This window comes from Xanthobacter sp. 126, assembly GCF_000526175.1.
Taxonomy (GTDB): domain Bacteria; phylum Pseudomonadota; class Alphaproteobacteria; order Rhizobiales; family Xanthobacteraceae; genus Xanthobacter; species Xanthobacter aminoxidans.
Window position 1 is genome coordinate 1,697,562 of record NZ_JAFO01000001.1, and the last position, 23,567, is coordinate 1,721,128.

The window sequence follows — 23,567 nt, forward strand, 5'->3', positions numbered from 1 at the left end:
TGAGGCGGCGCCTATATCAGCCTCATCTCGCAGATGATTTTCGGGCGGTCATGCCCGGCGCGTCCTGTACACGGCAGGAGAAACAGACATGCCTCCACAGAGCATTTTGCGCGGCCAGCTCCTGGCTGCGACGGTGGCGCTCGGCCTTTGCACCGGCCACTCGGCCACGGCGCTGGCCGATCAGGAACCCTGTATCGGCAATTCCGCCGCCGTCACCGGCCCGGCCGCCTTTTCGGGCCTCGCCATCAAGATGGGCGCCGAGATCGCCATCGACGAGATCAACGCGGCCGGTGGCGTGCTCGGCAAGAAGCTGCGGCTGGTGCAGTATGACGATGCCGGCGCCCCGCCGCGCGGCGTCGACAACACCCGTCGCATCGCGCTGGCGGACAAGTGCATCGCCGTGCTCGGTGGCTTCCATTCCACCGTCGCTCTGGCGCAGGTGGACCCGATCCACGAGATCGGCATTCCCTACATGGGCGTGTGGGCGGCCAACACCAAGGCCATCGAGAACGGGCGCGATCCCAACTTCATGTTCCGCGTCTCCGCCAAGGACAAGTGGGTCGCCCGCTTCCTGGTGGACGAGGCGCTGAAGGCGTCGAAGACTGGCAAGGTGGCGTTCTTCTACGAGAACACCGGCTGGGGCAACGGCGCCTTGCCGGACGTGAAGGCCGCGCTTGCCGCCAAGGGCAAGGAGCTGGTCGTCGCCGAGACCTTCAACTGGAACGACCAGGATATGTCGCCTCAGGTCATCCGCGCCCGCGACGCCGGGGCGGACGTGGTCATCGTGTGGTCCCTCGACCGCGAGGCCAACCAGATCCTGCGGTCCATGGACAAGGCGAGCTGGAAGCCGGCCATCATCGGCGCCTGGGGCATCTCCGGCAATCTCGGCGAGCTGGCCGGGCCTCTCGCCAACGGCGTGCGGGTGATGCAGACCTACTCCTTCCTCACCCCGCAGAGCGAGGCCGGCAAGAAGCTGCTTGCCGCCGTCGAGGCCAAGACCGGCATCAAGGACCCCAAGGACATCAAGGCGCCCTCCGGCATCGCGAATTCCTATGACGCGGTCTACGTGCTGGCCGACGCCATCAAGATCGCCGGCTCCTTCGACTGGAAGAAGGTGCAGCAGGCCCTCTACCAGGTGAGCCGCGACGGCCTCGTCGCCCCCTACAAGCCGGCCTTCGACAAGGCCGATCCCGAGCGCCAGGACGCCATCCTGCCGCAATACTACCTGCTGACCGTCTGGCACGACGGCAAGCTGATCCCCCTCAAGGGCTCGCCCTACGACAAGTGAGCCCGCGCGGGAGGCGGTTTCCCTCGCTGCCTCCCGTTTCCTTCTCCCCTTGCCGCAATTCCCCGCCGCGACCGGCCACGGCCGGGTCCCCTCCCATCGACAGGTCGCCCGCAATGACCACAGTGGTGCAATACATCCTGTCCGGCCTTGCCATCGGCGGCATCTACGCCCTGGTAGCCCTCGGCTTCCACATCATGTGGTCGTCCGCCAAGGCCGTGAACTTCGCCCATGGCGACACGCTGATGATCGGCGGCCTGCTGGCCGTCTATCTGCTCGCTGCCGGCCTGCCGCTGGGCCTCGCCTGCCTCGTGGCGGTGCTGGCCGGCGGCCTGTTCGGGCTGGTGCTGGAACGCATCGCGGTGCGCCCCTTCCTGTCCCAGCAAGGCTCAGTGGGCTGGATGCTCACCACCATCGCCGTGGGCATCATGGTGGAGAGCTTCGCCACCATCCAGACCCAAGGCTACGCCCGGCCGCTGCCCTCGCCGGGGGTGGCCTCCTCGGTGCATATCCTCGGCGCCGGCATCTATCCGCAGGAACTGGTGATCCCGCTGGTGGCGGTGGTGGCCATGCTGGGCCTGCGGGCCCTCCAGCGCCACACCCTGGTGGGCCGTGCCATGCGGGCGGTGGCGCACAACAAGAATGCCGCCGCCCTCATGGGCATCAACGTGAACGCCGTGGTCGCCTTCTCCTTCGCCCTCGCCGGGCTTCTGGGCGCGGCGGCGGGCGTGCTGGTGGCGCCGGTGGTGCAGGCCTCCGCCGCCATGGGCGTTCTGCCGGGACTGAAGGGCTTCGCCGTGGCCATCATCGGCGGCATCACCTCGGCGCCCGGGGTGGTCATCACCGGCCTCGTCTACGGGGTGATGGAGAAGTTCGTCGAGGGCTACATCTCCACCGCCGCGCGCGAGATCATCGGCTTCTCCCTCATGATCCTCACGTTGCTGGTGTTCCCCCAGGGCCTGTTCGGCAAGCGGGAGGTGATGAAAGTATGAGACACCTCACCCGCCATCTCACCATGCTGGGTTTCGCGGCCCTCGCCGCCATCCTGGTGATCGTGCCCCTCACCTCCGGGAACGAGTACGAGCTTCGCCTGTTCATGCTGTTCCTGATCTACGGCATCATCGCCGTGGGCCTGAACGTGCTGGTGGGGCTGACCGGCCTCGTCTCCCTTGGACAGGCGGGCCTGTTCGCGCTCGGCTCCTACACCGGCGCCCTCGTGGCGACGCGGCTTGGCTTCGACATGATCTCGTCGAGCCTCATCGCCGCGATCGTGGCGGCCGGGTTCGGCGTGCTCCTCGCCTATCCCACGGTGCGGGTGCGCGGGGTCTATCTCGCGGTGGTCACCATCGCCTTCGGTCTCATCGTGGAGAATGTCGCCATCGAGTGGCAGTCGCTCACGGGCGGCACCACCGGCATCACCTCCATTCCCGCGCCCAATGCGTTCGGGGTACGGTTGTCCGGCTATGCCTTCTACGCCGTGCTGGCGGTGGTTCTCTTCCTCGCCACCGCGGCCGCGCACAATCTGAAGGTCTCGCGCTACGGCCGCGCCATGCTGGCGGTGTCCCAGAGTGAGATCGCGGCACGGGCGCTGGGCGTGGACGCCACCGCCATGCGCACGCTGGCCTTCGTGGCGGCGGCGGTGACGGCGGGCTTGGCCGGCACCTTCTACGCCTTCCTCAATTCCTATATCTCGCCCGACATCTTCACCTTCTCGGACAGCGTGCGCTTCCTGCTCATGGTGATCCTGGGCGGCGCCGCCTCCACCTTCGGGCCGGTGCTCGGCGCCTATATCCTCACCTATCTGCCGGAATACCTGCAGGAATTCGCGGTGTGGCAGAAGTTCGCCTATGGCGCGCTGCTGCTGGTCGTCATGTTCGTGATGCCGCGCGGCATCATGGGCTCGCTCGCCGCCGGCCTGAAACGGCTCGTGCCTGTGCCTCGCGCGGTCGCCGCGTCCGAAGGCCTGCCCGCCGAGGACACGCTGCGGCTCGATCCCCGCGCGCAGAAATCCGAGCTGGTGGCGCGCGACCTCACCGTGCGGTTCGGCGGGCTCACGGCGCTGGCGAAAGCCTCGCTGCGGGTGAAGCCGGGCGAGGTGCATGCCCTCATTGGGCCGAACGGCGCCGGCAAGTCCACCTTCGTCAACACCATCTCCGGCTTCTACCAGCCGAGCGAGGGCGCATTCGAGCTGGACGGCATCCAGCTCGCCGGCAAGCCTTCCCACGAGATCGCCCGCGCCGGCCTCTCGCGCACGTTCCAGAACACCGAACTGTTCGGCGAGATGACCGTGCTGGAGAACGTGATGGTGGGCTACCAGCAGCGCCTCGGCTACGGGCTCCTCGCCGCGGTGCTCCGCACTGGGGCCATGCGTCGGCAGGACGAGGAATGCCGGCGCGCCGCCATCGGACTGCTCGTGTTCGTGGGGCTTGAGGACTATGCCAACGAGGAGGCGCGCTTCCTGCCCTTCGGCCTCCAGCGCCGCCTGGAGATCGCCCGGGCGCTGGCCCCCCGGCCCCGCCTGCTGCTGCTCGACGAGCCCGCCGCCGGCCTCACCACCCAGGAAATCGACGAGCTGGAAGCCATGATCCGGCGCATCGCGGCGCTCGGGGTCTCGGTGCTGCTCATCGAGCACCACGTCGAACTCATCATGGCGGTGGCCGACACGGTGACTGTGCTGGACTACGGCCAGGTGATCGCCAGCGACACGCCCGCCGTGGTGCAGGAGAACCCGCGTGTCATCGAGGCCTATTTCGGCACCTCCCTCGATCACGCGAACCCGGCCGAGGTGACGGCATGACCCCTCCCGATACCCACACGGCGGACGTGCTGCTCGACATCCAGTCCATGGAATTGCGCTACGGCGCGGCGGTGGCGGTGCGCGACATATCCCTTCAGGTGAAGCGCGGCCAGCTCGTGGCGGTCATCGGCAACAATGGTGCTGGAAAGTCGTCCATGGTGAAGGGCGCGACCGGCCTCGTCGCCCCCTCCGGCGGCAAGGTGCTGTTTCGCGGCGCCGACACCACCCGCATGAGCGCGAATGCCAAGGTGAGCCAAGGCCTCGTCATGGTGCCGGAGGGCCGGCTGATCTTCCCCGACCAGAGCGTGGAGGACAATCTCATCCTCGGCGCCTACGTCCATGGCGGGCTGAAGGGCGCACGGGCGAAACAGACCCGCGACAAGGTGCTGGAGCTGTTCCCGCGCCTCAAGGAGCGCCTTACCCAGCAGGCCGGCTCCATGTCCGGCGGCGAGCAGCAGATGCTGGCCATCGCCCGCGGGCTGATGGCCGAGCCGGAGCTGCTCATCATCGACGAGCTGTCGCTCGGCCTCGCGCCCAAGATCGTCGACCAGCTCATGGGCGTGCTCTCCACCCTCAACAGGGCCGGCCTCACCATCCTTCTGGTGGAACAGCTCGCCTCCTATGCGCTGGCCATCGCCGACCATGCCTATGTCATCGCCAACGGCCGCGTCGCGCGGGAGGGGCCGAGCCAGGTGCTCGCCCGCGATCCCGAGGTGATGGAAGCCTTTCTCGGCCGCAAGAAACCGGCGGCCTGAGCCTCATCATTTTGCAAGTCCGTCCAGTCCAAGGAGCCCCCATGTCCAGAATCGTCGATCTCAGCCTGCTCATCGAAGACAACATGCCGGCCCACAAGCTGTTTCAGCGGCCGGTCATCACCACCCACATGAGCCACGAAAGCTCGAAGGCGCTGGGCCTCGGCGTGCCCGGCGACGCCATGACCTTCCAGACGAATTTCATCGCCATGCTCGATCATGTGGGCACCCATGTGGATGCCTTCCGCCATGTGAAGCCAGACGGCGCGCCCGTCGACGAGATGCCGCTGGAGATGTTCATGGGCAAGGCGGTGTGCTTCGACCTGCGCCACATCCCGGACCTCGGCGAGATCACCGTCGAGGACATGGAGAAGGCCGAGGCGGCCGCCGGCGTGAAGGTGGATGGGCACATCGTGCTGTTGTGCACGGGCTTCCACAACCGCAACTATCCGAGCCTGGATTCCGTGTGGAAGAATCCGCTGCTCACGGCGGAAGCTACCAAGTGGCTGTATGACCGCGGCTCGAAGATGCAGGGTGTGGAAGGCCCCTCCACCGACAAGCCCTCCGACAACATCTTCGCCCAGCACCGCCTGTGCCGCGACCTCGGCATGAGCCACTGGGAATGGCTGGTGAATCTGGAGGAACTGGTGGGCAAGGGCGAATTCCAGTTCTTCGGCGTGCCACTGAAGTTCAAGGGCGGCTCCGGATCGCCGGTGCGCGCCTTCGCCATCCTCAACTGATCATTGCGGATACGTCTCTTCTGCCCTGACTAGACGTATGGGTCTGCTGGATGGTCACTGCCGACCATCCAGCAGCACTCCCCTTGCGGTCCAACTCCAAGATCAATCCCGCGCCGGAGCAGCCCCATGTCCGCCGAGTTCGACACCCTGAGCGCGACGGCCCTGCGCACCCTGGTGGCCCGGCGCGACGTCTCCCCGGCGGAACTGACACGCCGCGCCCTCGATCGCGCCATCGCCACCCAGCCGACCCTCAACGCCTTCTTCGTCATCCTGGAGGAGGAGGCCATGGCCGCCGCCCGCGTCGCCGAGGACGCGGTGATGAAGGGCGCGCCGCTCGGCCTCATCCATGGCCTGCCGTTTTCCGCCAAGGACCTGATGGCGGTGAAGGGGGTGCGCTATGCCTCCGGCTCCCGCGCCATGGCCGACAATATCGCCGAGGTGGACGCCCCCGCCGTGGAGCGGGCGAAGGCGCAGGGCGGCATCCTCATCGGCAAGACGACCACCAGCGAGTTCGGCTGCAAGCCCATCGGCGACAGCCCGCTCACCGGCATCACCCGCAATCCGTGGAATCTCGCTATGACGCCGGGCGGGTCGAGCGCGGGGGCGGCGGCCTCGGTGGCGGCGGGCATCACCCCGTTCGCGCTGGGCACCGACGGCGGCGGCTCCATCCGCATTCCCTGTGCCTTCAGCGGGCTTTCGGGCCTGAAGGGCCAGTTCGGCCGGGTGCCGGTATGGCCCACCTCGGCAACGCCGACGCTGGCCCATGTGGGCCCCATCGCCCGCTCCATGAGCGATGCGGCGCTGCTGTTTTCCGCCGTGGCCGGGCATGACCGGCGCGACCCCTTCGCCGTCGCCGGCCCGGTGCCGGACGTGATGGGCGCAGCGCGGGCCTCGGTGGCCGGGATGCGCGTCGCCTACAGCCCCACCTTCGGCTACGCCCGCCCCGCGCCCGAAGTGATTGCCGCGACCGACCGTGCCGCCCGCACCTTCGAGGCGCTGGGCTGCCATGTGGAGCAGGTGGACGCGGTGTTCGATACCGACCCCGGCGACCTGTGGACGGCGGAATTCTATGCCGGCGTCGGCACCCGCCTGCGCGATGTGCTGGAAAACCGGCGCGAGCTTCTGGACCCGGCGGTGGCGGACATCCTGATGCCGGCCCTCGGCCAGGAGATGAAGAGCTACTACGCCAGCGTCTTTGCCCGCTACGCCTTGCGCGAGAAGATGCGCCTGTTCTTCGAGCGCTACGACCTGCTGATCTCCCCGGTGCTCCCGGTGAGCGCGCTGGAGGCGGGGCGGAACCTGCCGGAGGGGTTGGAGGACCGCAATCTCGTGTCCTGGGTGTTCTACACCTACCCCTTCAACCTCACCGGCCAGCCCGCCGGGGCAGTTTGCGCCGGCCTCTCGCCGCAGGGCATGCCCATTGGCCTTCAGATCGTCGGCCGCTCCTATTGCGAGGACGATGTGGTGCGCGCGGCGGCGGCGTTCGAGCGCGCCCAGCCGCCCGGCTACAACCGCCCGCCGGCAGAGGACTGAGACGGCCTGGTCCCGAGGTGCCCGGTCACGAAACCGCCCGTACCCAAGGCTGATTTGCGGGAGCAGTTTCCGGTGCGCCTGACGCGATTGGCTCCCCGGTCTAAATCCAGCGCCGGTCTAGCGGAAGGCCGCGAGCGCCTGCTCCGACTGGCGCGCGAGGATGCCCGCATCGACGCCGATGGCCGTGAAGGTGGTGCCGAGATCGATGCAGCGCTTGGCGAAGGCGGGGTCGCCCGTGAGGATGCCCGCCGGCTTGCCGGCGGCGCGGATGCGGACGATGGCATTTTCCACGGCATCCACCACGCGGGCATGCTTCAGGTCGCCCACATGGCCGAGGCTCGCGGCAAGGTCGCCGGGGCCGATGAAGATGCCATCGACCCCCTCGACAGCGGCGATGGCGTCGATCTGGTCCAGCGCCTCCTGCGTTTCCACCTGCACCAGCAGGCACAATTCCTGCGCGGCGGTGTGGGCATAGTTCTTCACCCGGCCGAAGCGGGTGGCGCGGGTCAGCGCGGACACACCCCTTATGCCATCGGGCGGATAGCGCGTGGCGGCCACCGCGGCGCGGGCCTCCTCGGCATTCTGCACGTAGGGGATCAGCAGGCTCTGCGCGCCGATGTCGAGCAGGCGCTTGATGAGCACCGTGTCATTGGCCGCCGGCCGCACCACCGGGGATACCGGATAGGCCGAGACCGCCTGCAACTGGGCGAGGACCGTCGTCAGCTCGGCCGGGGAATGTTCCGTGTCGAGGAGCAGCCAGTCGTAACCGGCGCCGGCCACCACCTCGGTGGCATAGGCGCTGGAGAGGGTGCACCAGAGGCCGAGCTGCTGGCGGCCCTCGATGAGGGCCGCCTTGAAGGCGTTGCGGGGCAGGTCCATGGGAAAGCCTCAGGTGAAAGCCTCAGGTGAAGGAGACGCTGATGGCGCCCACCGGTCCATAATCGGCCGTTATCACGTCGCCGGCGGCGATGTCCACGGGCCGGGTGAAGGACCCCGCCAGCACGATCTGCCCCTTCTGGAGCTTCGCGCCCACGGCGGACAGCTTGTTCACCAGCCAGGCGATGCCGGCCGCCGGATGGCCCATGATGGCGGCCGAGACTCCGCTTTCCTCGATGATGCCGTTCTTGCTCAGCGTCGCGCCCACCCAGCGGATGTCGATGTCCATGGGGCGGATGACGCGGCCGCCCACCACGATGGCGGCGAAGGCGGCGTTGTCGGCGATGGTGTCCACGATGGCACGGGGCACCTCGGTGCGATAGTCGATGATCTCCAGCGCCGGCACGACGAACTCGGTGGCGCGCATCACGTCATAGATGCGCACGCCCGGGCCTTCGAGGTCCTCGCCCATCACGAAGGCCAGCTCCACCTCCAGACGCGGCTTGATGAAGCGCGCGGCGGGGATCTGGGCGCCGTCGTTGAACAGCGCGTCGTCAAGGATGCGGCCATAGTCCGGCTCGGTCATCTTCGAGGCCATCTGCATGGCGCGGGAGGTGAGGCCGATCTTGTGGCCGGCCACGCGGGCGCCGTTGGCGATGCGCGCCTGCGCCCACAGATCCTGCACGCGGTAGGCGTCCTCGATCTCCATGTGCGGGAAGGTGCGGCTCAGCTGGACGACGGGCTTGCCCTCGCGCTCGGCCTTGAGAATGGATTCGGCGCCGAGGCGGCGCTCCTCTTCGGTCATCATGGGTGCGTGTTCCGGCGCGGGGTCACAAGAGGGCGAGGGGGCGGACCGGCGAGCCCGTGGCGCCGGTGATCCGCAGCGGCTGGGCGACGAAGGCGAAGGAGCCCTGGCCCGCCGCGCCCAGCTCGTCGAGGGTGAGGTTCTCGATGATGTGGATGCCGTTCTGGGCGATGAGGATCATGTGCACCTCCAACGTGATGTTGTGGTGGTTCATCACCTCGAATGCGGACGTATCCGAGCCCACGGAGAACGGCTTGCGCGCCGCGAGCCAGCGCCCGCCCTCGACGCCCGGTCCCGGCGCGCCGGCGGAATCGAGGCCGAGATATTTCGGCGAATCCTGCCAGTAGGCGGCCCAGCCGGTGCGCACCAGCACCACATCGCCCTCCCCGACCCGCGTGCCGGCCGCAGCCTCGGCCGCCTCCAGCTCTGCCACGGTGATTTCATGGGCGGGATCGAGCGCGTCCACGCCCAGCGCGCGCGCCACATCGAGCAGCACGCCGCGCCGGAAGATGGGGGCGATGGTTTCCGCCCCGTGCACCTTGAACAGGCCGGTGCCCTGCTGCTCCTTGCCCGCATCATACTTGCCATAGAGCGCGCCATGCTCGGAGACATGGCACAGGGCATCGATGTGGGTGGACGAGTGGGTGCTCGTCACCATCAGCTCGTTGGACGAGGAGTGTCCGCAGGAGCGCAGCACGTCGCCGTGCCGGTTGTTGAGGGTGATGTGGAAGGGGGGATGCGCCGGGTGAATGGGCATTCCCTTCTGCATGGGGTGGCTGAGGTCGATGCTGCGGGCAGCCTCGGCGGCCTTCAGCCAGTCCTCGAAATCGAAGCTGCGGGACGGCGCGGAAGTGACGGCATTCATTGGAGCTTGGCTCCCTTCGTCTCGGGCAGGAAGATGAGGACGATGAGGCCGGCGAGCAGGAAGAAGCCGGCCGTGAAGGCGAGGGCACCGGAGAGGCCGTAGCTTGCCGCGAGGAAGCCCACCATCATGGGGGCGAGGGCGCTCACCGCGCGGCCCGCGTTGTAGATGAAGCCCTGCGCCGTGGCCCGCACGTTGGTGGGGAACATCTCGGCGAAGGTGGGGGCGAAGCCGGAATAGAAGCCGGTGCCGAAGAAGGCGACGACAGGGCCGAAGGCCAGCAGCGCCGTGGGCGTCGAGATCATCGTGTAGACCGGCACCGCGATGGCCGACAGCACGAAGTAGACGACGAACGCCACCTTGCGGCCCAGCGAATCCGCCACGTAGCCGAAGGAGATGAAGCCGAGCGCCGCGCCCACCTGCATCACCACGATCCAGGTGGTGGACTTCACGAGGTCGAGGCCGGGGCCGCCATTGGCGACGGGGGTGGCGAGCCAGGTTGGAATCCAAGTGAACAGGCCCCAGTAGCCGCACATGGCCGCCGCGGTGAAGGCGAAGCACACCAGCGTGCTGCGTCCATGCTCGCCGCTCAGCATCCGCACGGTTTCCATGAAGGTCAGGCGGCGGGTCTGCTGCTTCCAGATCTCCGGCTCCGGCGTGTGGCGGCGAATCCAGAAGGCGAGCATCGCCGGGGCGATGCCGAAGAAGAACACGCCGCGCCAGCCGATCACCGGCAGCAGCACCGCTGCGACGATGGCCGCCAGCGCATAGCCCGACGCGAACGCGCTCTGCACCCAGGCCATCACCTTGCCGCGGTGCTGGGCGGGCCAGGTCTCGGTGATGAGCGCGGCGCCGGCCGACCACTCACCGCCGACACCGAGGCCGACGACAACGCGGAACAGCAGCAACTGCGCGATGCTCTGGGAGAAGCCGCACAGCAGCGTGCCCACCGAGTAGCACAGGATGGAGAGCACCATGGACCGGGTGCGGCCGATGCGGTCGGCGAGGAAGCCGAATACGAGGCCGCCGAAGGCGGTGGCCACGAGGCTTGCGGAGGCGATCATGCCGGCCGTGGACCGCTCCATGCCGAGGTCCGCGCTGATGTGGCTGATCAGCATCGCGAACAGCAGCAGGTCCATGATGTCGAGCGCCCAGCCGAGATAGGCGGACCAGAACGACTGCCATTGGGCCTTGGTGGCGCCCACATACCAGCGCGCGCCGGCGGCCGCGGGGCGGCTGCCAGAGACATCGAGGCTCATCGGTATTCCTCCACGATTATTGCTTGCCGCGCCTCTTGCGCGGGCCTTTCCGCCTCGGCCACGAAATGCCTTGGCGAACAGGGCTTTGGACCTTGATAGGAATGGCGGGTGCGCGCCGCAATTGGTCAATTTTCAAGCGGGATGTGAGCGGAATTGACATGCGGGCGGCCGGGCCCCATGCCTCAAGGGCATTTGTCCGTGGCCGCGTGTGAAATTGGAATGTCTCAACTCTATCGCTCCCTGCCGTCGCTCCAGACGCTGCGCTGCTTCGAGGCGGCGGCGCGCCTTGGCAGCTTCACGTCGGCGGCCGAGGAGATGTGCATCACCCACAGCGCCGTGAGCCACCAGATCCGCGCCATGGAGGAGGCCGTCGGCCAGCCGCTCTTCACACGGCAGGGCAACCGCATGGCGCTCACCGTGGTCGGCCGGAGTCTTGCGGCGGAGACGAGGCGTGCGCTCGACTATCTCAGCCAGGCCTATGCGGTGGCCCACGCCGAGGCGGTGCCGCGGCCGCAGATGCTGAACCTGTCGCTCCAGGTAGCGCTGGCGGAGCATTTCCTGCTGCCGCGCCTCAATGAGTTCAAGCAGGTGCTCGGCCCCGTCGTGCTGCGCATGACGAGCCTCGCGGACCTTGAGGAAAAGTGCCCGGATGACACCGACATCGCGCTGGTCTACGGCACCGGCGACGTACCCGGCATGATCGTGGAGAAGATCGCGGACGAGGAGGTGTTTCCGGTCTGCAGCCCCGCCTTCCTCACGCGCTATCCGGACCTATCGCTGGAACGGATGCCCGAGGTGCCGCTGCTGCTGCATTCCCAGGTGACGTGGAACCTGTGGCTGGAAAAGGCGGACCTGCCCATCGTCTATCCCACTCAGTCCACGCTTCTGGACGACATCGCCCTCACCATCCGCGGCGCGCTGGCCGGGCAGGGCATCGCCATGGCGCGCTCCCTTGTCGTGCGGGACTATCTCAGGACGGGCGAACTCGTGCGCCTGTTCGACCTCTCGGTGCCCGGCATCTTCTCCTATCACCTCGCCTGCCGCAGCCAGGACGTGCGCACGCACTACGCGCCGCAGATCGACTGGATCGTCCGCGCCATGCGCGCGCTGCGATAGGCCTGCGGCGACGGTGCGGGAAGCGCCGGCCGCTGTTCATGTCGCACCGCGGGCGCCCCCCGCCTGGTGGCCGAAGCCCAGTTCCTTCCGCAGCTGCTGCAGCGCGCGGGATGCGGCGACCGTCAGCAAGCTGTTCGTCCGGCAATAGATCGAGAAGCTCCGGCTCGATTGCATCTGCGCCTGTCTCACATCGAGCGCGACGAGAGGCGAAGCGACCCCTTCAAACAGCATCGGTGGTAGCCAGGTCAAAAAGCCCGCCCGCTCCACCAGGGCCTTCATGACCAGCAGGGATTGCGTTTCGACGCGAACGTCGGGGGCGGGAATGCCGTTGCGGGCGAATACCTCGCTGACCTGGGAGCGCACCGAAGTGCCTTCGGGCGGAAGCACCCAATTGGCCTCCCGGATATCCTCCAGCGACAGGTTGGCGCGCGATCCGAGCGCGTGCCCCCTGCCGGAGACGAAGCAGCAGCCCTCGTGCGAGGGGCCGCGGACAAGACACTGAATGTCCTGTCCCTCCGGCAAATGGAAGGCCACCGCCAGATCCAGCTCGCCGTGCACGAGGCGCACGGCCAATTCGTCTTCGAGCCCGACGACGATGGAGAACACCGTCTCCGGAAATGCGGTCCCCATGCGCATCATCGACGGCGGAAGAAGGACTTCGGCCGCGCTGGACACGACCCCGAGCCGGACGCTGCCCTGCCCGATACCCCGCAGCGCACGGATCTCCGAAAGCGTGGTCTGGGTCTCGCTTTCAAGGATGCGCGCGCGGCGCAGCAGCACTTCGCCGTAGGCGGTCAGCGTCATTCCGGTCGGCTGGCGCTCGAACAAAGGTGCGCCCACCTGGGCCTCCAGGCGCTTGATCGTGCGGGTCAGGGCGGGCTGGGTCAGGTTGAGCACCTGAGCCGCGCGGCTGAGAGAGCCCTGCTCGGCGACCGCGAGGAAGGCCGTGACCAATCTCGAATCCAGGGGCATGATTTTTGGTTATGTCCTTAGCTCACACGGCATTGGATTTCGCAGGACGGCTGCTGCAGCTTCACCCCCGCCCAAACATGGCTGAAAGAGATGATAGGGAGCATCCTGGGTGATGAACAACGATAAAATGCAGCAGTCACTGCTGCGTCGCGCCACCTTGCGCCACCGGGTCAGCGACGGGGAATGGGCGGCGCGCGTCGAGCTTGCCGCATGCTACCATCTGTGCGCCCACTACGGGATGACCGATATGATCTACAATCATATCTCCCTGCGCATCCCCGGCGAGAACGAGCATTTCCTCATCAATGCCTTCGGCCTGCTCTATGAGGAGGTGAATGCATCGAACCTTGTGAAGGTGGATATCGACGGCAACCAGCTGGATGACGACCCGCTGGATGTCAGCCCCGCCGGCTTCGTCATCCACTCGGCCATACACCGCGCGCGACCGGACGCACGATGCATCTTCCACACGCACACGGCCGCCGGCGTCGCGGTCTCCGCGCGGAAGGAGGGGCTGTTGCCCATCTCCCAGCACGCCCTGCGCTTCTTCGAGCGGATCGGCTATCATCCGTTCGAAGGCATCGCCCTCGATCTCGACGAGCAGACGCGTCTCGTGCGCGATATCGGCTCGCACAACGCACTCATTCTGGAAAATCACGGGCTTCTGACGTGCGGAAAGACGGTCCGGGACGCGTTCGAGCTCATGTATTACCTGGAGACGGCCTGCAAGATCCAGGTGGCCGCCCAGTCTGCCGGCTCGTCCCTCATCTTTCCGTCCGAGGCCGTCGCCCGGCGGACGGCGAAGCAGTTCGAGGATATCGACCCCTTCATCGACGAGCGCGACTGGAAGGCTCTGCTGCGCCTGCTGGAGCGACGGCAGTCGAGATACGCGGCGTGACGTGCAAACAACGATAATATGAATTCGGGGGAAGCCACATGAGCTCCGATACAACAGCAATCGCCAGCGCGGGCGCCAGTGACGAGGACGGGAGGCTGTTCGCAAGAATCAGCTGGAAATTCATCCCGTTCATCATGCTTTGCTACCTGTTCGCCTATATCGACCGGGTGAACGTGTCCTTCGCCAAGATATCCATGGCGAAGGACCTGCAATTCAGCGACTCCGTCTACGGGTTCGGCGCAAGTATTTTCTTCATCGGATACTTCTTCCTCGAGGTGCCGAGCAACCTCATCCTCGATCGCGTCGGCGCCCGGCTCTGGCTGGCGCGCATCATGATCAGCTGGGGCGCCATCAGCTGTGCGACACTTTTCGTGCAGGGCGAGGTCTCATTCTACATCCTGCGCTTCCTGCTCGGGGTTGCAGAAGCCGGTTTCTTTCCGGGCATCATCTACTTTCTGACCACATGGTACCCGAGCAGGCTGCGCGGGCGCATCATGGCGGCTCTGATCTGCGCCATTCCCATCTCCGGCCTGATCGGCGGCCCGGTCTCGGGCTGGCTCCTCGACGCCCTGCATCAGGTCGGCGGGCTGAAGGGGTGGCAGTGGCTCTTCCTGGTCGAGGGCTTTCCGTCCATTCTCCTGGGAATTGCCTTTTCGTCCTGCGCGACGGGCCCGAGGATGCCGAATGGCTTTCGCCGGCCGACCGGGGGCGGCTGAAGCAGATCAAGGTGGAGGAAGCCCATGCGACCCCGGGCCATTCATTCCGCGACGCGCTGACGTCCCTGGCGCTGTGGAAGCTGACCTTCATTTACTTTTCGCTGGGCGCAGGCTTCCTCGGAATTGCATTCTGGATGCCCACCCTGCTCAAGGAGGCGGGAGCCGGGTCGAATACAATGATCGGCCTTCTGTCTGCCATTCCGCACCTGTTCTCCATCGTTGTCATCATCGGTGCGGGGTGGTCTTCGGATCGCTTCCGGGAGCGGCGCCTGCACCTCGTCGTGCCCATCCTCGTCGGAGCCCTGGGCATCGTGATCGCCGTCAAGTCCAGCGGCGATCTCACCACGGTGCTGATCGGGCTGACGATGGGTGTGGCGGGAATAAGCTCGGCCATCGCCACGTTCTGGACGCTGCCGGGCCTTGTCCTCGGCACCCCGGCATTGGCGGGCGGCCTCGCGCTCATCAATTCCGCCCTCGCGCTGGGCGGGTTCGCCGCGCCGTTCGCGATCGGGTGGCTGCGCGATCACGTCGTTGACGGTGGCATGGTTGCCCTGCACACTCTGGCGGCAATTCTAGTGCTCGGTGCGGTGATGGTCCTGACCTTCAGCGGCCGCGTCGTGAACCGCTAGCTTTGGCGGGCGTGTCTCAGGGTTCGCACGGCCGTCCTGGCCGGGCGCGAGCCCTGAGCGCCTGGGGACATCGCCGAGATCGTCGGCGCACGCCTGAGCCCGCCGCGTACGTTCACCGCCAAGATGGCGGGGTGCCATCCGCCGCCGCGAGCCGGCGATAGCTGCCGTCGAAATAGAGCAGCGGCTCGGCACCACGGCAGCTGATGCCGACCACCTCGCCGACGAAGATGGTGTGCGTGCCGGCGTGGTGACGCTCGCGCAGCCGGCACTCGATCACGGCCACCGCCTCGGCGAGGAGGGGGCAGCCGGTCTCGCCCAGTCCATGCGCCACGTCCTCGAACGGCCGGTCGAGCCGGCGGGCGAAGCGGCCCGCCAATTCCTGCTGGTGTGCGGCGAGGATGTTCACCGCGAAGGCGCCGCTGTCGGCGATCAGGCCGTGGGAGGTGGTCTCACGGTTCACCACGGCGAGGATCTGCGGCGGGGCGGTGCTGACGCTGCACACCGCCGTCGCCGTCATGCCATTGAGCTGGTCGCCGCGGCGCGAGGTGATGACCGTGACGCTCGCCGCCATAACCCGCATGGCGGCCTTGAAGTCGGCCGCATCCACGGGCGGCTTCTCAGTGGCGGCGGCGCGGCTCATCAGGCCGCCCCCTCGGTGAGGAGGTCGCGCAGCTGCCCACCGCCATACCCGCACCGCAGGTAGCCGCGCGCCTGCAAGAGCGGCACGACCTCCCTCACGAAATCCTCGAACGTATCCGGCAGGAAGGCCGGCGACACCACGAAGCCGTCCGCCGCGCCGCTGTCGATGATGGCGATGAGCTGGTCCGCCACGTCCTCTGCCGTTCCCACGGCGCGCGGGCACATGACGCCCCGCGCATAGACGCCGCCCGCCTCGGCGATGGTCATGCCGCCATCGGGCGTGATGCTGCGGAGCGCGGCAAGGTTGCCCTGACTGCCCGAGGCGGCGATCTCCTTCACCGTGGCATCCATCGGCAGGCTGGAGAAGTCGGTGTTGGCGTGGGCGGCCAGCGTCGAGAGGCCGGCGACCGGATCGGCCAGGGAGTCGTGCAGGGCCTCCTTCGCCTCCGCCTCGGCGCGGGTGGCGCCGATGAAGGGCATGATGGCCATCAGCACCTTGCTGGCCCCCGGCGGACGGCCCGCCGCTTCGAGCGCGCCCGCCACATCGGCCTTGAAGGCGCGCATCCGCTCCATATTGGGCTGGAGCGCGAAGATCACGTCGGACCAGCGTGCCGCGAACGCCTTGCCGCGCCCGGAGGAGCCCGCCTGCACGATCACAGGCCGCCCCTGCGGGCTGCGCGGGATGTTGAGCGGCCCGCGCGACTGGAACCACGGCCCGCGATGGTTCACGTAATGCACCTTGGCGGGATCGGCATAGATGCCCGCCGCCCGGTCGAGGACGAGGGCATCTTCGTCCCAGCTGTCCCAGAGGCGGAACGCGAGTTCCATGAACTCGTCGGCGCGGTCGTAGCGCTCGTCATGGCCCAGATGGGGCACGGTGCCGAAGTTCAGCGCCTCGCCGTCATTCATGGAGGTGACCACGTTCCACGCGGCCCGTCCGGCGGAGATGTGGTCGAGCGTCGCGAACTCGCGAGCGATGTTGTAGGGCGCGTCATAGGTGGTGGAGCGCGTGGCGCCGAGGCCGATATGGCGCGTCACGGCTGCCATGGCGCCGAGGATGGGCATGGGGTCCATGCGGGTCGCGTCCTGGTCGCCCCGTGCGATGCCGGCGGCGTGGCTGTCGCCGTAACGGTCCGCGATGGCGAGGCGGTCGGCGAAGAACAGGAAGTCGAAACACCCCTGCTCCAGCAGACGGGCGATGCGCACGTAGTGGTCGAGGCTGAGGAACGGCGTGTCATGGGCCGGATTGCGCCAGATGGCGTGGCTGTGAACCACCGGGCCGGCGATCAGGAAGCCGCACAGATGCATGGGTCTTGGCATGGTTGATCCTCCCTGTCCCGATTTCGGGCAAGGCTTTCCGGTTCACGCGCCGGATGCCCCGCGCATGCTGATGAGGATGAGAACTTGGTGTTTGGACTGAATGGCCATTCCCCGACCTCGCCGGGGAAGGGCGGGCTTGCAATCGGCGTCAGGTAATGATGCCGAGGGAGACGTTCTTTCCGCCCTTGATCTCCTGAACGAGGAAGGAGCGGTTGATCTGGTCGCCACGGGCGTCGAAATCGCAGGTGGCGCCGGCACCGACGAACTTGATCTTCTTGCCGGCACGGATGAGTTCGAGGCCCTTCACCACGTCGTCCACCTCCTCGCCGGGCGGATTGCAGACCTCGAATACGGATTTCGCCCACACCTTCGCGTCGGAGGACTTGGCGTGCTCCATGGCGAGGGCGGTGACGCACATCTGGTCGTGGGCATTGCCGGCGAAAAGGAAGACGGTGCCGGGCGCCGCGGCCATCTCCTTCACGAACTTCTTGTAGGACGGCGAGTCCAGCGGCGGCGCGGGCTGGAGATGATAGATGCCGTTCGCCACCTCCGGGCCGACCGCCTGGAGGAACTTGCCCTCCGCATCGGCGCCGATGGACAACGCGACGATCTTGGACTTGAAGCCGCCGCGATAGACCTCCTTGGCGATGGAGACGAAATCCGTCAGCAGCGACAGGCAGAACACCGCGTCCGGATCGCCGCCGAACGCCTTCTCGACTTCCGAGCGGTAGGAGGGCTGGTCCGGGTTGTACATCACCACGTCGGGCACCTTGCCGCCGAGCTTGGCGAACTCCGCCTTGAACGGCTCGATCATGGCCACCACGAAGGGGTTCTGCTGGGCCAGTACCACCGCCGTCTTGGCGCCGATGGTCTTCATCACCTTGGCGCCGGCCGGGCCCCAGGACGTGCTTTTCGCCTGGAAGCGGAAGACCATGCCCTTGGTGTCGCCCTCAGTCACGGCATTGGCCGAGCACGAGACCATCTGCACCTTGTCGGCGGCGAGGATGATGGGCTTGGCCGCCAGCGCGATGGGGCTGCCCCAGAAGCCGCCCACCAGCTCCACCTTGTTCACTTCCAGCAGCTTCTTGGTGCCGGTGACGCCGACGGTGGGATTGGTCTCGGAATCCTCGATGAACAGCTTCAGCGGGCGTCCGCCGAGGATGCCGCCGGCATCGTTCACCCATTTCACCGCCATCTCGGCGGCCTTCTTCATGTCCGGGCCGTAGGGTCCGGTGGCGCCAGAAAACGGCAGCACCATGCCGATGGGGATCTCCGCCGCCTGAGCCGCCGCGGGCCGGCCCAGCAGGGCGGCCGCCGGAAGCGAGGCGAGGCCGGCGACCACGTGCCGGCGAGTGAGGGGCAGACTGCGCGTCACGGCTGTTCTCCTGCTGCTGTATCGGGTTCGGGGTGGAGGTGGAGCAGCGCCTCGGCGGCGCCGTCGTCGATCTGCAGTGCGTCGTTGAAGCGGTTGAAGAAGCCGGCCAGCGCCGCGCGCAGCGTCAGCTCGACGATCTGCGCCTCGGTGAAATGCTGCCGGAGGTCATCGAACACGTGGTCGCGGATGCCCCAGGCACGCTGGGTGACGAGCCGGGCATAATCGATCACCGCGCGGTCGGCCCCATCGAAGGCGGGATGGTCGCTGGCGGGGAGGGCGGCCACCGCCTCCTCGGGCACGCCCTCCACCTCCAGCAGGGGGGTATGGTGGGAGACACAATAGGGGCAGGCATTGAGCTTCGAGACGGTCACGACCGCCAGTTCGATGTAGCGGAACGGCACGCCTTCCCGCGCCCGCAGCTCCATCAGCATCCGGTAGAGATGGTCGAGCGCGGGCGGCACATGGGCGAGCACCGACGCCTGGTCGCGGAAATCGGAATAGCCGCCGGCGAAGGCTGTGAAGACCTCCGCATAGGGGGGCGGCAGGTCGGCCGCAGTGAGGGGGGCGACGCGGGGCATCAGGCTTTCTCGCTTTCGGGCGGGAAGAAATCGGCGAAGCGGCGCTTCGGCTCGGCGACGAGGCCGTCCGGCCGCAGGATCAGCAGGAGGACGATGCCGACCCCGATCATCCCCAGCCGCAGCGCGGAGAGCTGGACGCCATCAACGCCCGGGATCACGTCCTTGAGGAAGCGCGTCGCCTCCAGGATCAGCATGATCGAGCCGGCGCCGAGGACGAGGCCGAGGTTAGAGCCGCGTCCGCCGGCGATCACCGCCATGAAGGCATAGGCGGTGATGATGGGGGTGAACTGGCTCGGGTCGATATAGGTGAGGAAGAAGGCGTGCAGCGCCCCCGCCAGCCCCATGATCGCCCCGCCGATGGCGAAGGCGCGTACCCGCAGCGCCAGCACCGGCTTGCCGAGTGCCGCTGCGGCCGTCGCATCGTCACGCACCGCCCGCAGCGCCCGACCGAAGGGCGAGCGGACCAGCGCCTCGCTGAAGGCGAAGACGATCGCCACCAACCCCAGCGCGAAGGCGAGGATCACCGCATCGCCCCATCCCGCCGGCGTGATGCCCGCGAACGGGCGGGGAATATCGGCGATGCCGAGCGCGCCGCCGGTCAGCTCGCCGAGATTGAGCAGCAGGATGCGCACGATCTCCGCGAAGCCGATGGTGACGATGGCGAGGTAGTTTTCCTCCAGTCGGATGGTGAGCAGCGAGAGCAGCATGGAAAGGCCCGCGCAAACGGCCGCGGCCAGCACCATGCCGGCGAGCCAGCCCACGTGCGGCGCGCTGATGGCCAGCGTGTAGGCACCCAGCGCGACGAAGCCGGCGACGCCGAAATTGACCAGCCCGGCAAGCCCCCATTGCAGGTTCAGCGCCATCCCCACGAGGGCCGCGATGGCGACGAGGATGACGACGGTGACGAGGTAGGAGAACATTGCCGCGCCCTCACTTTCGGATGGCCTTGGCCCCGAACAGGCCATTGGCGCGGAACAGGAGGAGCAGCAGGATGACGCCGAAGCTGACGATCTGCCGGAAGGAGACGGGCAGGACAAGGGCGGACATTTCCTCCGCCACGCCGATGAGCAGCGCGCCCGCCACAGCGCCGATGGGGCTGCCGAGCCCGCCGAGGATGGCGGCGGCGAAGATGGGGATCTGGTAGTTCCAGCCCATCAGCGGATCGATGGCGCGATCAAGCCCGGCCAGCACGCCGGCGAGCCCGATGAGCGCGCCGGTGAGGGCGAAGGTGATGCGGGCGATGGTGCGCCGCTCGACGCCGCGCACGGCAGCAAGGGAGGCATTGTCCGCCACCGCCCGCATGGCCCGGCCGAGCGGCGAGGCGGTGATGAGAAGGTGCAACAGAACGAGCGCGATGATCACCACGCCGGCGGTAATGAGCTGTTCGTGGTTGATGCGCAGGCCGTTCCATCGCATGGGCCGCGCCACCGCGAGATCGAAGCTTCGCGCGGCATTGCCGAAGATGAAGCGGCAGATGTTCTCCACCACCAGCGACACGCCCATGGAGGCAACCAGCAGCGTGATGGAGCCGCGCGTCCGCAGCCGCTCGAACACCAGTGCATCGGCAATGAGGGAGGCGAGCGCCACCGTCCCCGCGGCGAAAGCGGCGGCGATGGGCAGCGGCAGGCCGAGCACCACATTCGCCGTATAGGCCGCATAGGCGCCGAGGGTGAGGAAGGCGCCCACCGCGAAATTGGCGAAGCGCAGGATACCGAACACCAATGTCAGCGCCAGCGCTGGCAGGGCCAGCAGCAGGCCGGTGACGAGGCCGTTGAGGAAGAGCTGAAGCGCCATGGCTCAGGCCGCCTTTCCGAAGAAGAGGCCGGCGAGGTCCGCCTGGCGGATGTCTGCGGCGGAGGCGCGGAGTGTGAGCCGGCCGGCGACCAGCACCACCACCTCGTCGGCGATGCCGAGCGCGGCGGCGACGTTCTGCTCCACCAGCAGCACGGTGACGCCGGCCTCCCGCACGCGCACCACCGCCTCCATGGTCTCGCCGACGATCTTGGGCGAGAGACCGGCCGAGGGTTCGTCGAGCAGCAGCACTTCGGGATTTGCAAGCAGCGCACAGGCGAAGGCCAGCATCTGCCGCTGGCCGCCGGAGAGGTTGCCGGCGAGTGTGCGCGGCCGCTGCCGCAGTTCGGGGAAGAGATCGAGCACCTTCTCCCGCTGCTCCGGCCCGACGCCGGCGCGCCCGCGCAGGAATTCGGTGGCGAGCTTCAGGTTCTCGGCGATGGTGAGGGTGGCAAAAATGTTGGCTTCCTGAGGCACATAAGCGAGCCCCGACGCCACCCGGCGCGCCGGCGAGAGGGTGGTGATGTCCCGCCCCGTCACCGCGACCGTTCCGGCCCGCGTCGGCACGAGGCCGGCGATGGTCTTGATGAAGGACGACTTGCCCGAGCCGTTCGGGCCGATGACGGCGACGATGCTCTCCGCCGTCTGGGCGAGATCGATGCCGCACACGATATCGCCGCCCCGGCCGTAGCCGGCGCGCAGGCCCGAGACGGCGAGCGCGAGGGAAAGTTCTTCCGCCTTCGGATCGCAGGGGCGCGAAGTCATGCCGCCACCCCGAGATAGGCGGAGACGACGCGTGGGTCTGCCGTGGCCTCGGCGAAGGTGCCGGAGACGAGGGCGCGCCCCTGGGCGAGGACGTGAACGTGGTCGCACACCTCCTCCACCAGATGCATGTCGTGCTCGACGATGCCGAAGGACAGGCCTTCCGCCTTCAGCTCCCGCACCAGCCGCACGATCTCCAGCCGCAGCGGCGGCGAGACGCCGGCACCCGGCTCGTCGAGCAGGATCAATCTGGGCTTCATCAGCAGTGCCCGCGCCATTTCCAGCAGCTTCTTCTGGCCGCCGGAGAGCATGGCGGACGACTGGTCGGCGAGCTTCACGAGCCCCACCCGCTCCAGCAGAGCACGGGCGAGATCGGCATTGGCGCGCTCCTGCGCCCACCATTTGCGGCGGCCGAACAGGGCGCCCGTCACCGTCTCCCCACTCTGGGCCGGCGGGGCGGCGAGAAGGGTCTCGAACACGGTGAGGCTTGAGAGTTCCCGCACGATCTGGAAGGAGCGGACCACGCCCTTGGCGGCCATCACATGGGCCGGCAGGCCGGTGACATTCTCGCCCTCCAGGAGCACCGTGCCGGCCTCCGGCCGGGCGAGCCCCGTCAGTGCGTTGAGCAGCGTCGTCTTGCCGGCGCCATTGGGGCCGATGAGGCCAGTGACTTGGCCGCGGGCGAGATCGAGGGTGACGCCGTCGAGTGCGGCGACGCCGCCATAGCGCCGGGTCAGACCGTGGACCTGAAGGAAGGGGCTGGGGTTCACATCGCCTCCACGGCGCAGGGCGACAATGCCCTGCGGTTGCGCAAATGCCTTTTTGATGTGCATCAAAATCGCAGATCTTGAGCAGGTATTGGACAGTCGATCTGGACCGCTCATAGATTAGACAGATGCATCGCGATCAAATCAAATTTATATTGCTTTGCTCTTGCCAAAGTTATTTTAATGAGTGGCATGTCTCGGCCGCTGGAAATCGCCCTGCTGCGCACCTTCGTTCTCCTGGTCGAGGAGAAGAGCGTGACCCGTGTCGCCCGGCGCCTGAACCGCACCCAGCCGGCCGTGAGCCTGCAGATCCGGCGGCTGGAGGCGGCGGCGGGCTTTCCCTTGTTCGAGCCGGACCTGCGGCATCTCAAGCTGTCGCGGCACGGCGAGATGCTGCTGCCCCATGCGCGCACCATGCTGCGGCTGGATGAGGAAGCCCGGCTGCGGCTTTCCGCCGACGATGTGGCGGGCCGCGTCACGCTCGGCTGCCCGGATCTCTATGCCGCCTTCCTCCTGCCCGAGACCCTGGCCCGCTTCCGCGACACCTATCCGGGCGTCGAGGTGACGGTGCGCTGCGCGCTGTCGCGGCAGCTGGCGCAGGATATGACCGAGGGCCTTCTCGACATCGCCATTGCGACCCGCATGCCGGGGGTCTCCCCACGCGTCGGCACCGGCACGCTGCTGCGGCCCGAACCGCTGATCTGGCTGGGTGCGGAGGGCGGCAGCGCCCACCTTGCGGACCCCATTCCGCTGGCCATGCTGCCGGACGGCAATCTCTACCGGGATTATGCGCTGGCGGCGCTCGACCATATCGGCCGGCGCTGGCGCATCGCCTGCATCTCCGAAAGCATCGCCGGGCTGCAATCCATGGCGCTGGCGGATTCCGCCGTATGCGTCCTCGCGCAATCCGTGCGCACGCCGGGGCTGGTGCGTCTTGGAAGCGCGGAAGGTCTGCCGCCGCTCGAAAGCGTGGATCTCATCCTGTGGGAGCGCCACCCCGGCGGCTCGTCGGCGGCGGATCACCTCGCCGCCCACATTCGCCGGTCCGTGTCGGACCGGGACTGATCGCGCCGGTCCCGGTGGGGGGGGGGGCGT

24 protein-coding genes are annotated in these 23,567 nt (G+C 67.6%); 11 read left to right on the plus strand and 13 right to left on the minus strand.

Going from position 1 to position 23,567, the window contains the following annotated elements; all coding sequences use genetic code 11:
- The first annotated feature begins 88 nt into the window (after positions 1-88).
- The 6 genes from XAN126_RS0108095 to XAN126_RS0108120 all read left to right on the plus strand — a co-directional run bounded on the left by XAN126_RS0108095 (position 89) and on the right by XAN126_RS0108120 (position 7,107).
- Positions 89-1,288, plus strand: coding sequence for an ABC transporter substrate-binding protein (locus XAN126_RS0108095; protein WP_024278089.1), 1,200 nt, complete (start codon positions 89-91; stop codon positions 1,286-1,288).
- 113 nt (positions 1,289-1,401) lie between these two features.
- Complete coding sequence (locus tag XAN126_RS0108100; protein ID WP_024278090.1) at positions 1,402-2,277, plus strand: branched-chain amino acid ABC transporter permease; 876 nt, start codon at positions 1,402-1,404, stop codon at positions 2,275-2,277.
- Positions 2,274-4,082: a branched-chain amino acid ABC transporter ATP-binding protein/permease gene (locus XAN126_RS0108105; RefSeq protein WP_024278091.1), complete on the plus strand. Its 1,809-nt coding sequence runs from the start codon at positions 2,274-2,276 to the stop codon at positions 4,080-4,082. The genes XAN126_RS0108100 and XAN126_RS0108105 overlap by 4 nt, the downstream gene beginning before the upstream one ends.
- Positions 4,079-4,837 (plus strand): ABC transporter ATP-binding protein, encoded by a 759-nt coding sequence (locus XAN126_RS0108110; RefSeq protein WP_024278092.1) that lies wholly within the window; start codon positions 4,079-4,081, stop codon positions 4,835-4,837. The genes XAN126_RS0108105 and XAN126_RS0108110 overlap by 4 nt, the downstream gene beginning before the upstream one ends.
- Before the next feature lie 41 nt (positions 4,838-4,878).
- The gene (locus XAN126_RS0108115) at positions 4,879-5,574 is read left to right on the plus strand and encodes a cyclase family protein (RefSeq protein WP_024278093.1); all 696 of its coding nucleotides are present in this window, start codon (positions 4,879-4,881) and stop codon (positions 5,572-5,574) included.
- A 126-nt stretch (positions 5,575-5,700) separates the two neighbouring features.
- On the plus strand, positions 5,701-7,107 hold the full coding sequence (locus XAN126_RS0108120) for an amidase family protein (RefSeq protein ID WP_024278094.1): 1,407 nt from the start codon (positions 5,701-5,703) through the stop codon (positions 7,105-7,107).
- A 117-nt stretch (positions 7,108-7,224) separates the two neighbouring features.
- Here the strand turns inward: XAN126_RS0108120 and hpaI are convergent, their stop codons facing one another.
- Genes hpaI through XAN126_RS0108140 form a run of 4 tightly spaced genes read right to left on the minus strand, consistent with a single transcriptional unit; the run spans position 7,225 to position 10,909 of the window.
- Positions 7,225-7,986, minus strand: a complete 762-nt coding sequence (gene hpaI / locus XAN126_RS0108125) for a 4-hydroxy-2-oxoheptanedioate aldolase (RefSeq protein WP_024278095.1) — start codon at positions 7,984-7,986, stop codon at positions 7,225-7,227.
- 22 nt (positions 7,987-8,008) lie between these two features.
- Complete coding sequence (gene hpaH, locus XAN126_RS0108130; RefSeq protein ID WP_024278096.1) at positions 8,009-8,791, minus strand: 2-oxo-hept-4-ene-1,7-dioate hydratase; 783 nt, start codon at positions 8,789-8,791, stop codon at positions 8,009-8,011.
- A gap of 22 nt (positions 8,792-8,813) precedes the next feature.
- Positions 8,814-9,653 carry a cyclase family protein gene (locus XAN126_RS0108135; protein WP_024278097.1) on the minus strand — a complete coding sequence of 280 codons (840 nt, stop codon included), beginning with the start codon at positions 9,651-9,653 and terminating at the stop codon, positions 8,814-8,816.
- A complete protein-coding gene (locus tag XAN126_RS0108140; protein ID WP_024278098.1) occupies positions 9,650-10,909 on the minus strand; it encodes an MFS transporter in 1,260 nt (419 codons plus the stop codon). Before XAN126_RS0108140 ends, XAN126_RS0108135 begins: the two co-directional genes overlap by 4 nt.
- 219 nt (positions 10,910-11,128) lie before the next feature.
- Here XAN126_RS0108140 and XAN126_RS0108145 point away from each other — a divergent pair, with 219 nt between their 5' ends.
- Positions 11,129-12,025 carry a LysR family transcriptional regulator gene (locus tag XAN126_RS0108145; protein WP_024278099.1) on the plus strand — a complete coding sequence of 299 codons (897 nt, stop codon included), beginning with the start codon at positions 11,129-11,131 and terminating at the stop codon, positions 12,023-12,025.
- Positions 12,026-12,061: 36 nt separating this feature from the next.
- On the opposite strand, the gene XAN126_RS0108150 is transcribed toward XAN126_RS0108145, so the two are convergent.
- On the minus strand, positions 12,062-12,979 hold the full coding sequence (locus XAN126_RS0108150; RefSeq protein WP_197024016.1) for a LysR family transcriptional regulator: 918 nt from the start codon (positions 12,977-12,979) through the stop codon (positions 12,062-12,064).
- 130 nt (positions 12,980-13,109) lie between these two features.
- Here XAN126_RS0108150 and XAN126_RS0108155 point away from each other — a divergent pair, with 130 nt between their 5' ends.
- Genes XAN126_RS0108155 through XAN126_RS29355 form a run of 3 tightly spaced genes read left to right on the plus strand, consistent with a single transcriptional unit; the run spans position 13,110 to position 15,240 of the window.
- Positions 13,110-13,895, plus strand: a complete 786-nt coding sequence (locus XAN126_RS0108155) for a class II aldolase/adducin family protein (RefSeq protein WP_081762565.1) — start codon at positions 13,110-13,112, stop codon at positions 13,893-13,895.
- A gap of 38 nt (positions 13,896-13,933) precedes the next feature.
- Positions 13,934-14,611 (plus strand): MFS transporter, encoded by a 678-nt coding sequence (locus XAN126_RS29350; protein WP_051460565.1) that lies wholly within the window; start codon positions 13,934-13,936, stop codon positions 14,609-14,611.
- Between the two features lie 11 nt (positions 14,612-14,622).
- Positions 14,623-15,240, plus strand: coding sequence for an MFS transporter (locus XAN126_RS29355; RefSeq protein WP_051460566.1), 618 nt, complete (start codon positions 14,623-14,625; stop codon positions 15,238-15,240).
- A gap of 112 nt (positions 15,241-15,352) precedes the next feature.
- On the opposite strand, the gene XAN126_RS0108165 is transcribed toward XAN126_RS29355, so the two are convergent.
- From XAN126_RS0108165 to XAN126_RS0108200, 8 genes are all read right to left on the minus strand, one after another.
- Positions 15,353-15,880: a flavin reductase family protein gene (locus XAN126_RS0108165; protein WP_024278102.1), complete on the minus strand. Its 528-nt coding sequence runs from the start codon at positions 15,878-15,880 to the stop codon at positions 15,353-15,355.
- On the minus strand, positions 15,880-17,199 hold the full coding sequence (locus XAN126_RS0108170) for an LLM class flavin-dependent oxidoreductase (protein ID WP_024278103.1): 1,320 nt from the start codon (positions 17,197-17,199) through the stop codon (positions 15,880-15,882). The genes XAN126_RS0108165 and XAN126_RS0108170 overlap by 1 nt, the downstream gene beginning before the upstream one ends.
- Positions 17,200-17,347: 148 nt before the next feature.
- Positions 17,348-18,574: an ABC transporter substrate-binding protein gene (locus XAN126_RS0108175; protein WP_024278104.1), complete on the minus strand. Its 1,227-nt coding sequence runs from the start codon at positions 18,572-18,574 to the stop codon at positions 17,348-17,350.
- A complete protein-coding gene (locus tag XAN126_RS0108180; protein ID WP_024278105.1) occupies positions 18,571-19,152 on the minus strand; it encodes a carboxymuconolactone decarboxylase family protein in 582 nt (193 codons plus the stop codon). The genes XAN126_RS0108175 and XAN126_RS0108180 overlap by 4 nt, the downstream gene beginning before the upstream one ends.
- Positions 19,152-20,072 (minus strand): branched-chain amino acid ABC transporter permease, encoded by a 921-nt coding sequence (locus tag XAN126_RS0108185; RefSeq protein WP_024278106.1) that lies wholly within the window; start codon positions 20,070-20,072, stop codon positions 19,152-19,154. The genes XAN126_RS0108180 and XAN126_RS0108185 overlap by 1 nt, the downstream gene beginning before the upstream one ends.
- A 10-nt stretch (positions 20,073-20,082) precedes the next feature.
- Positions 20,083-20,946: a branched-chain amino acid ABC transporter permease gene (locus XAN126_RS0108190; protein WP_024278107.1), complete on the minus strand. Its 864-nt coding sequence runs from the start codon at positions 20,944-20,946 to the stop codon at positions 20,083-20,085.
- A 3-nt stretch (positions 20,947-20,949) separates the two neighbouring features.
- A complete protein-coding gene (locus XAN126_RS0108195; protein ID WP_024278108.1) occupies positions 20,950-21,708 on the minus strand; it encodes an ABC transporter ATP-binding protein in 759 nt (252 codons plus the stop codon).
- The gene (locus XAN126_RS0108200; RefSeq protein WP_029554965.1) at positions 21,705-22,475 is read right to left on the minus strand and encodes an ABC transporter ATP-binding protein; all 771 of its coding nucleotides are present in this window, start codon (positions 22,473-22,475) and stop codon (positions 21,705-21,707) included. Before XAN126_RS0108200 ends, XAN126_RS0108195 begins: the two co-directional genes overlap by 4 nt.
- A 180-nt stretch (positions 22,476-22,655) precedes the next feature.
- On the opposite strand from XAN126_RS0108200, the gene XAN126_RS0108205 reads away from it, so the two are divergent.
- A complete protein-coding gene (locus tag XAN126_RS0108205; protein ID WP_029876896.1) occupies positions 22,656-23,537 on the plus strand; it encodes a LysR substrate-binding domain-containing protein in 882 nt (293 codons plus the stop codon).
- Positions 23,538-23,567: the final 30 nt, after the last annotated feature.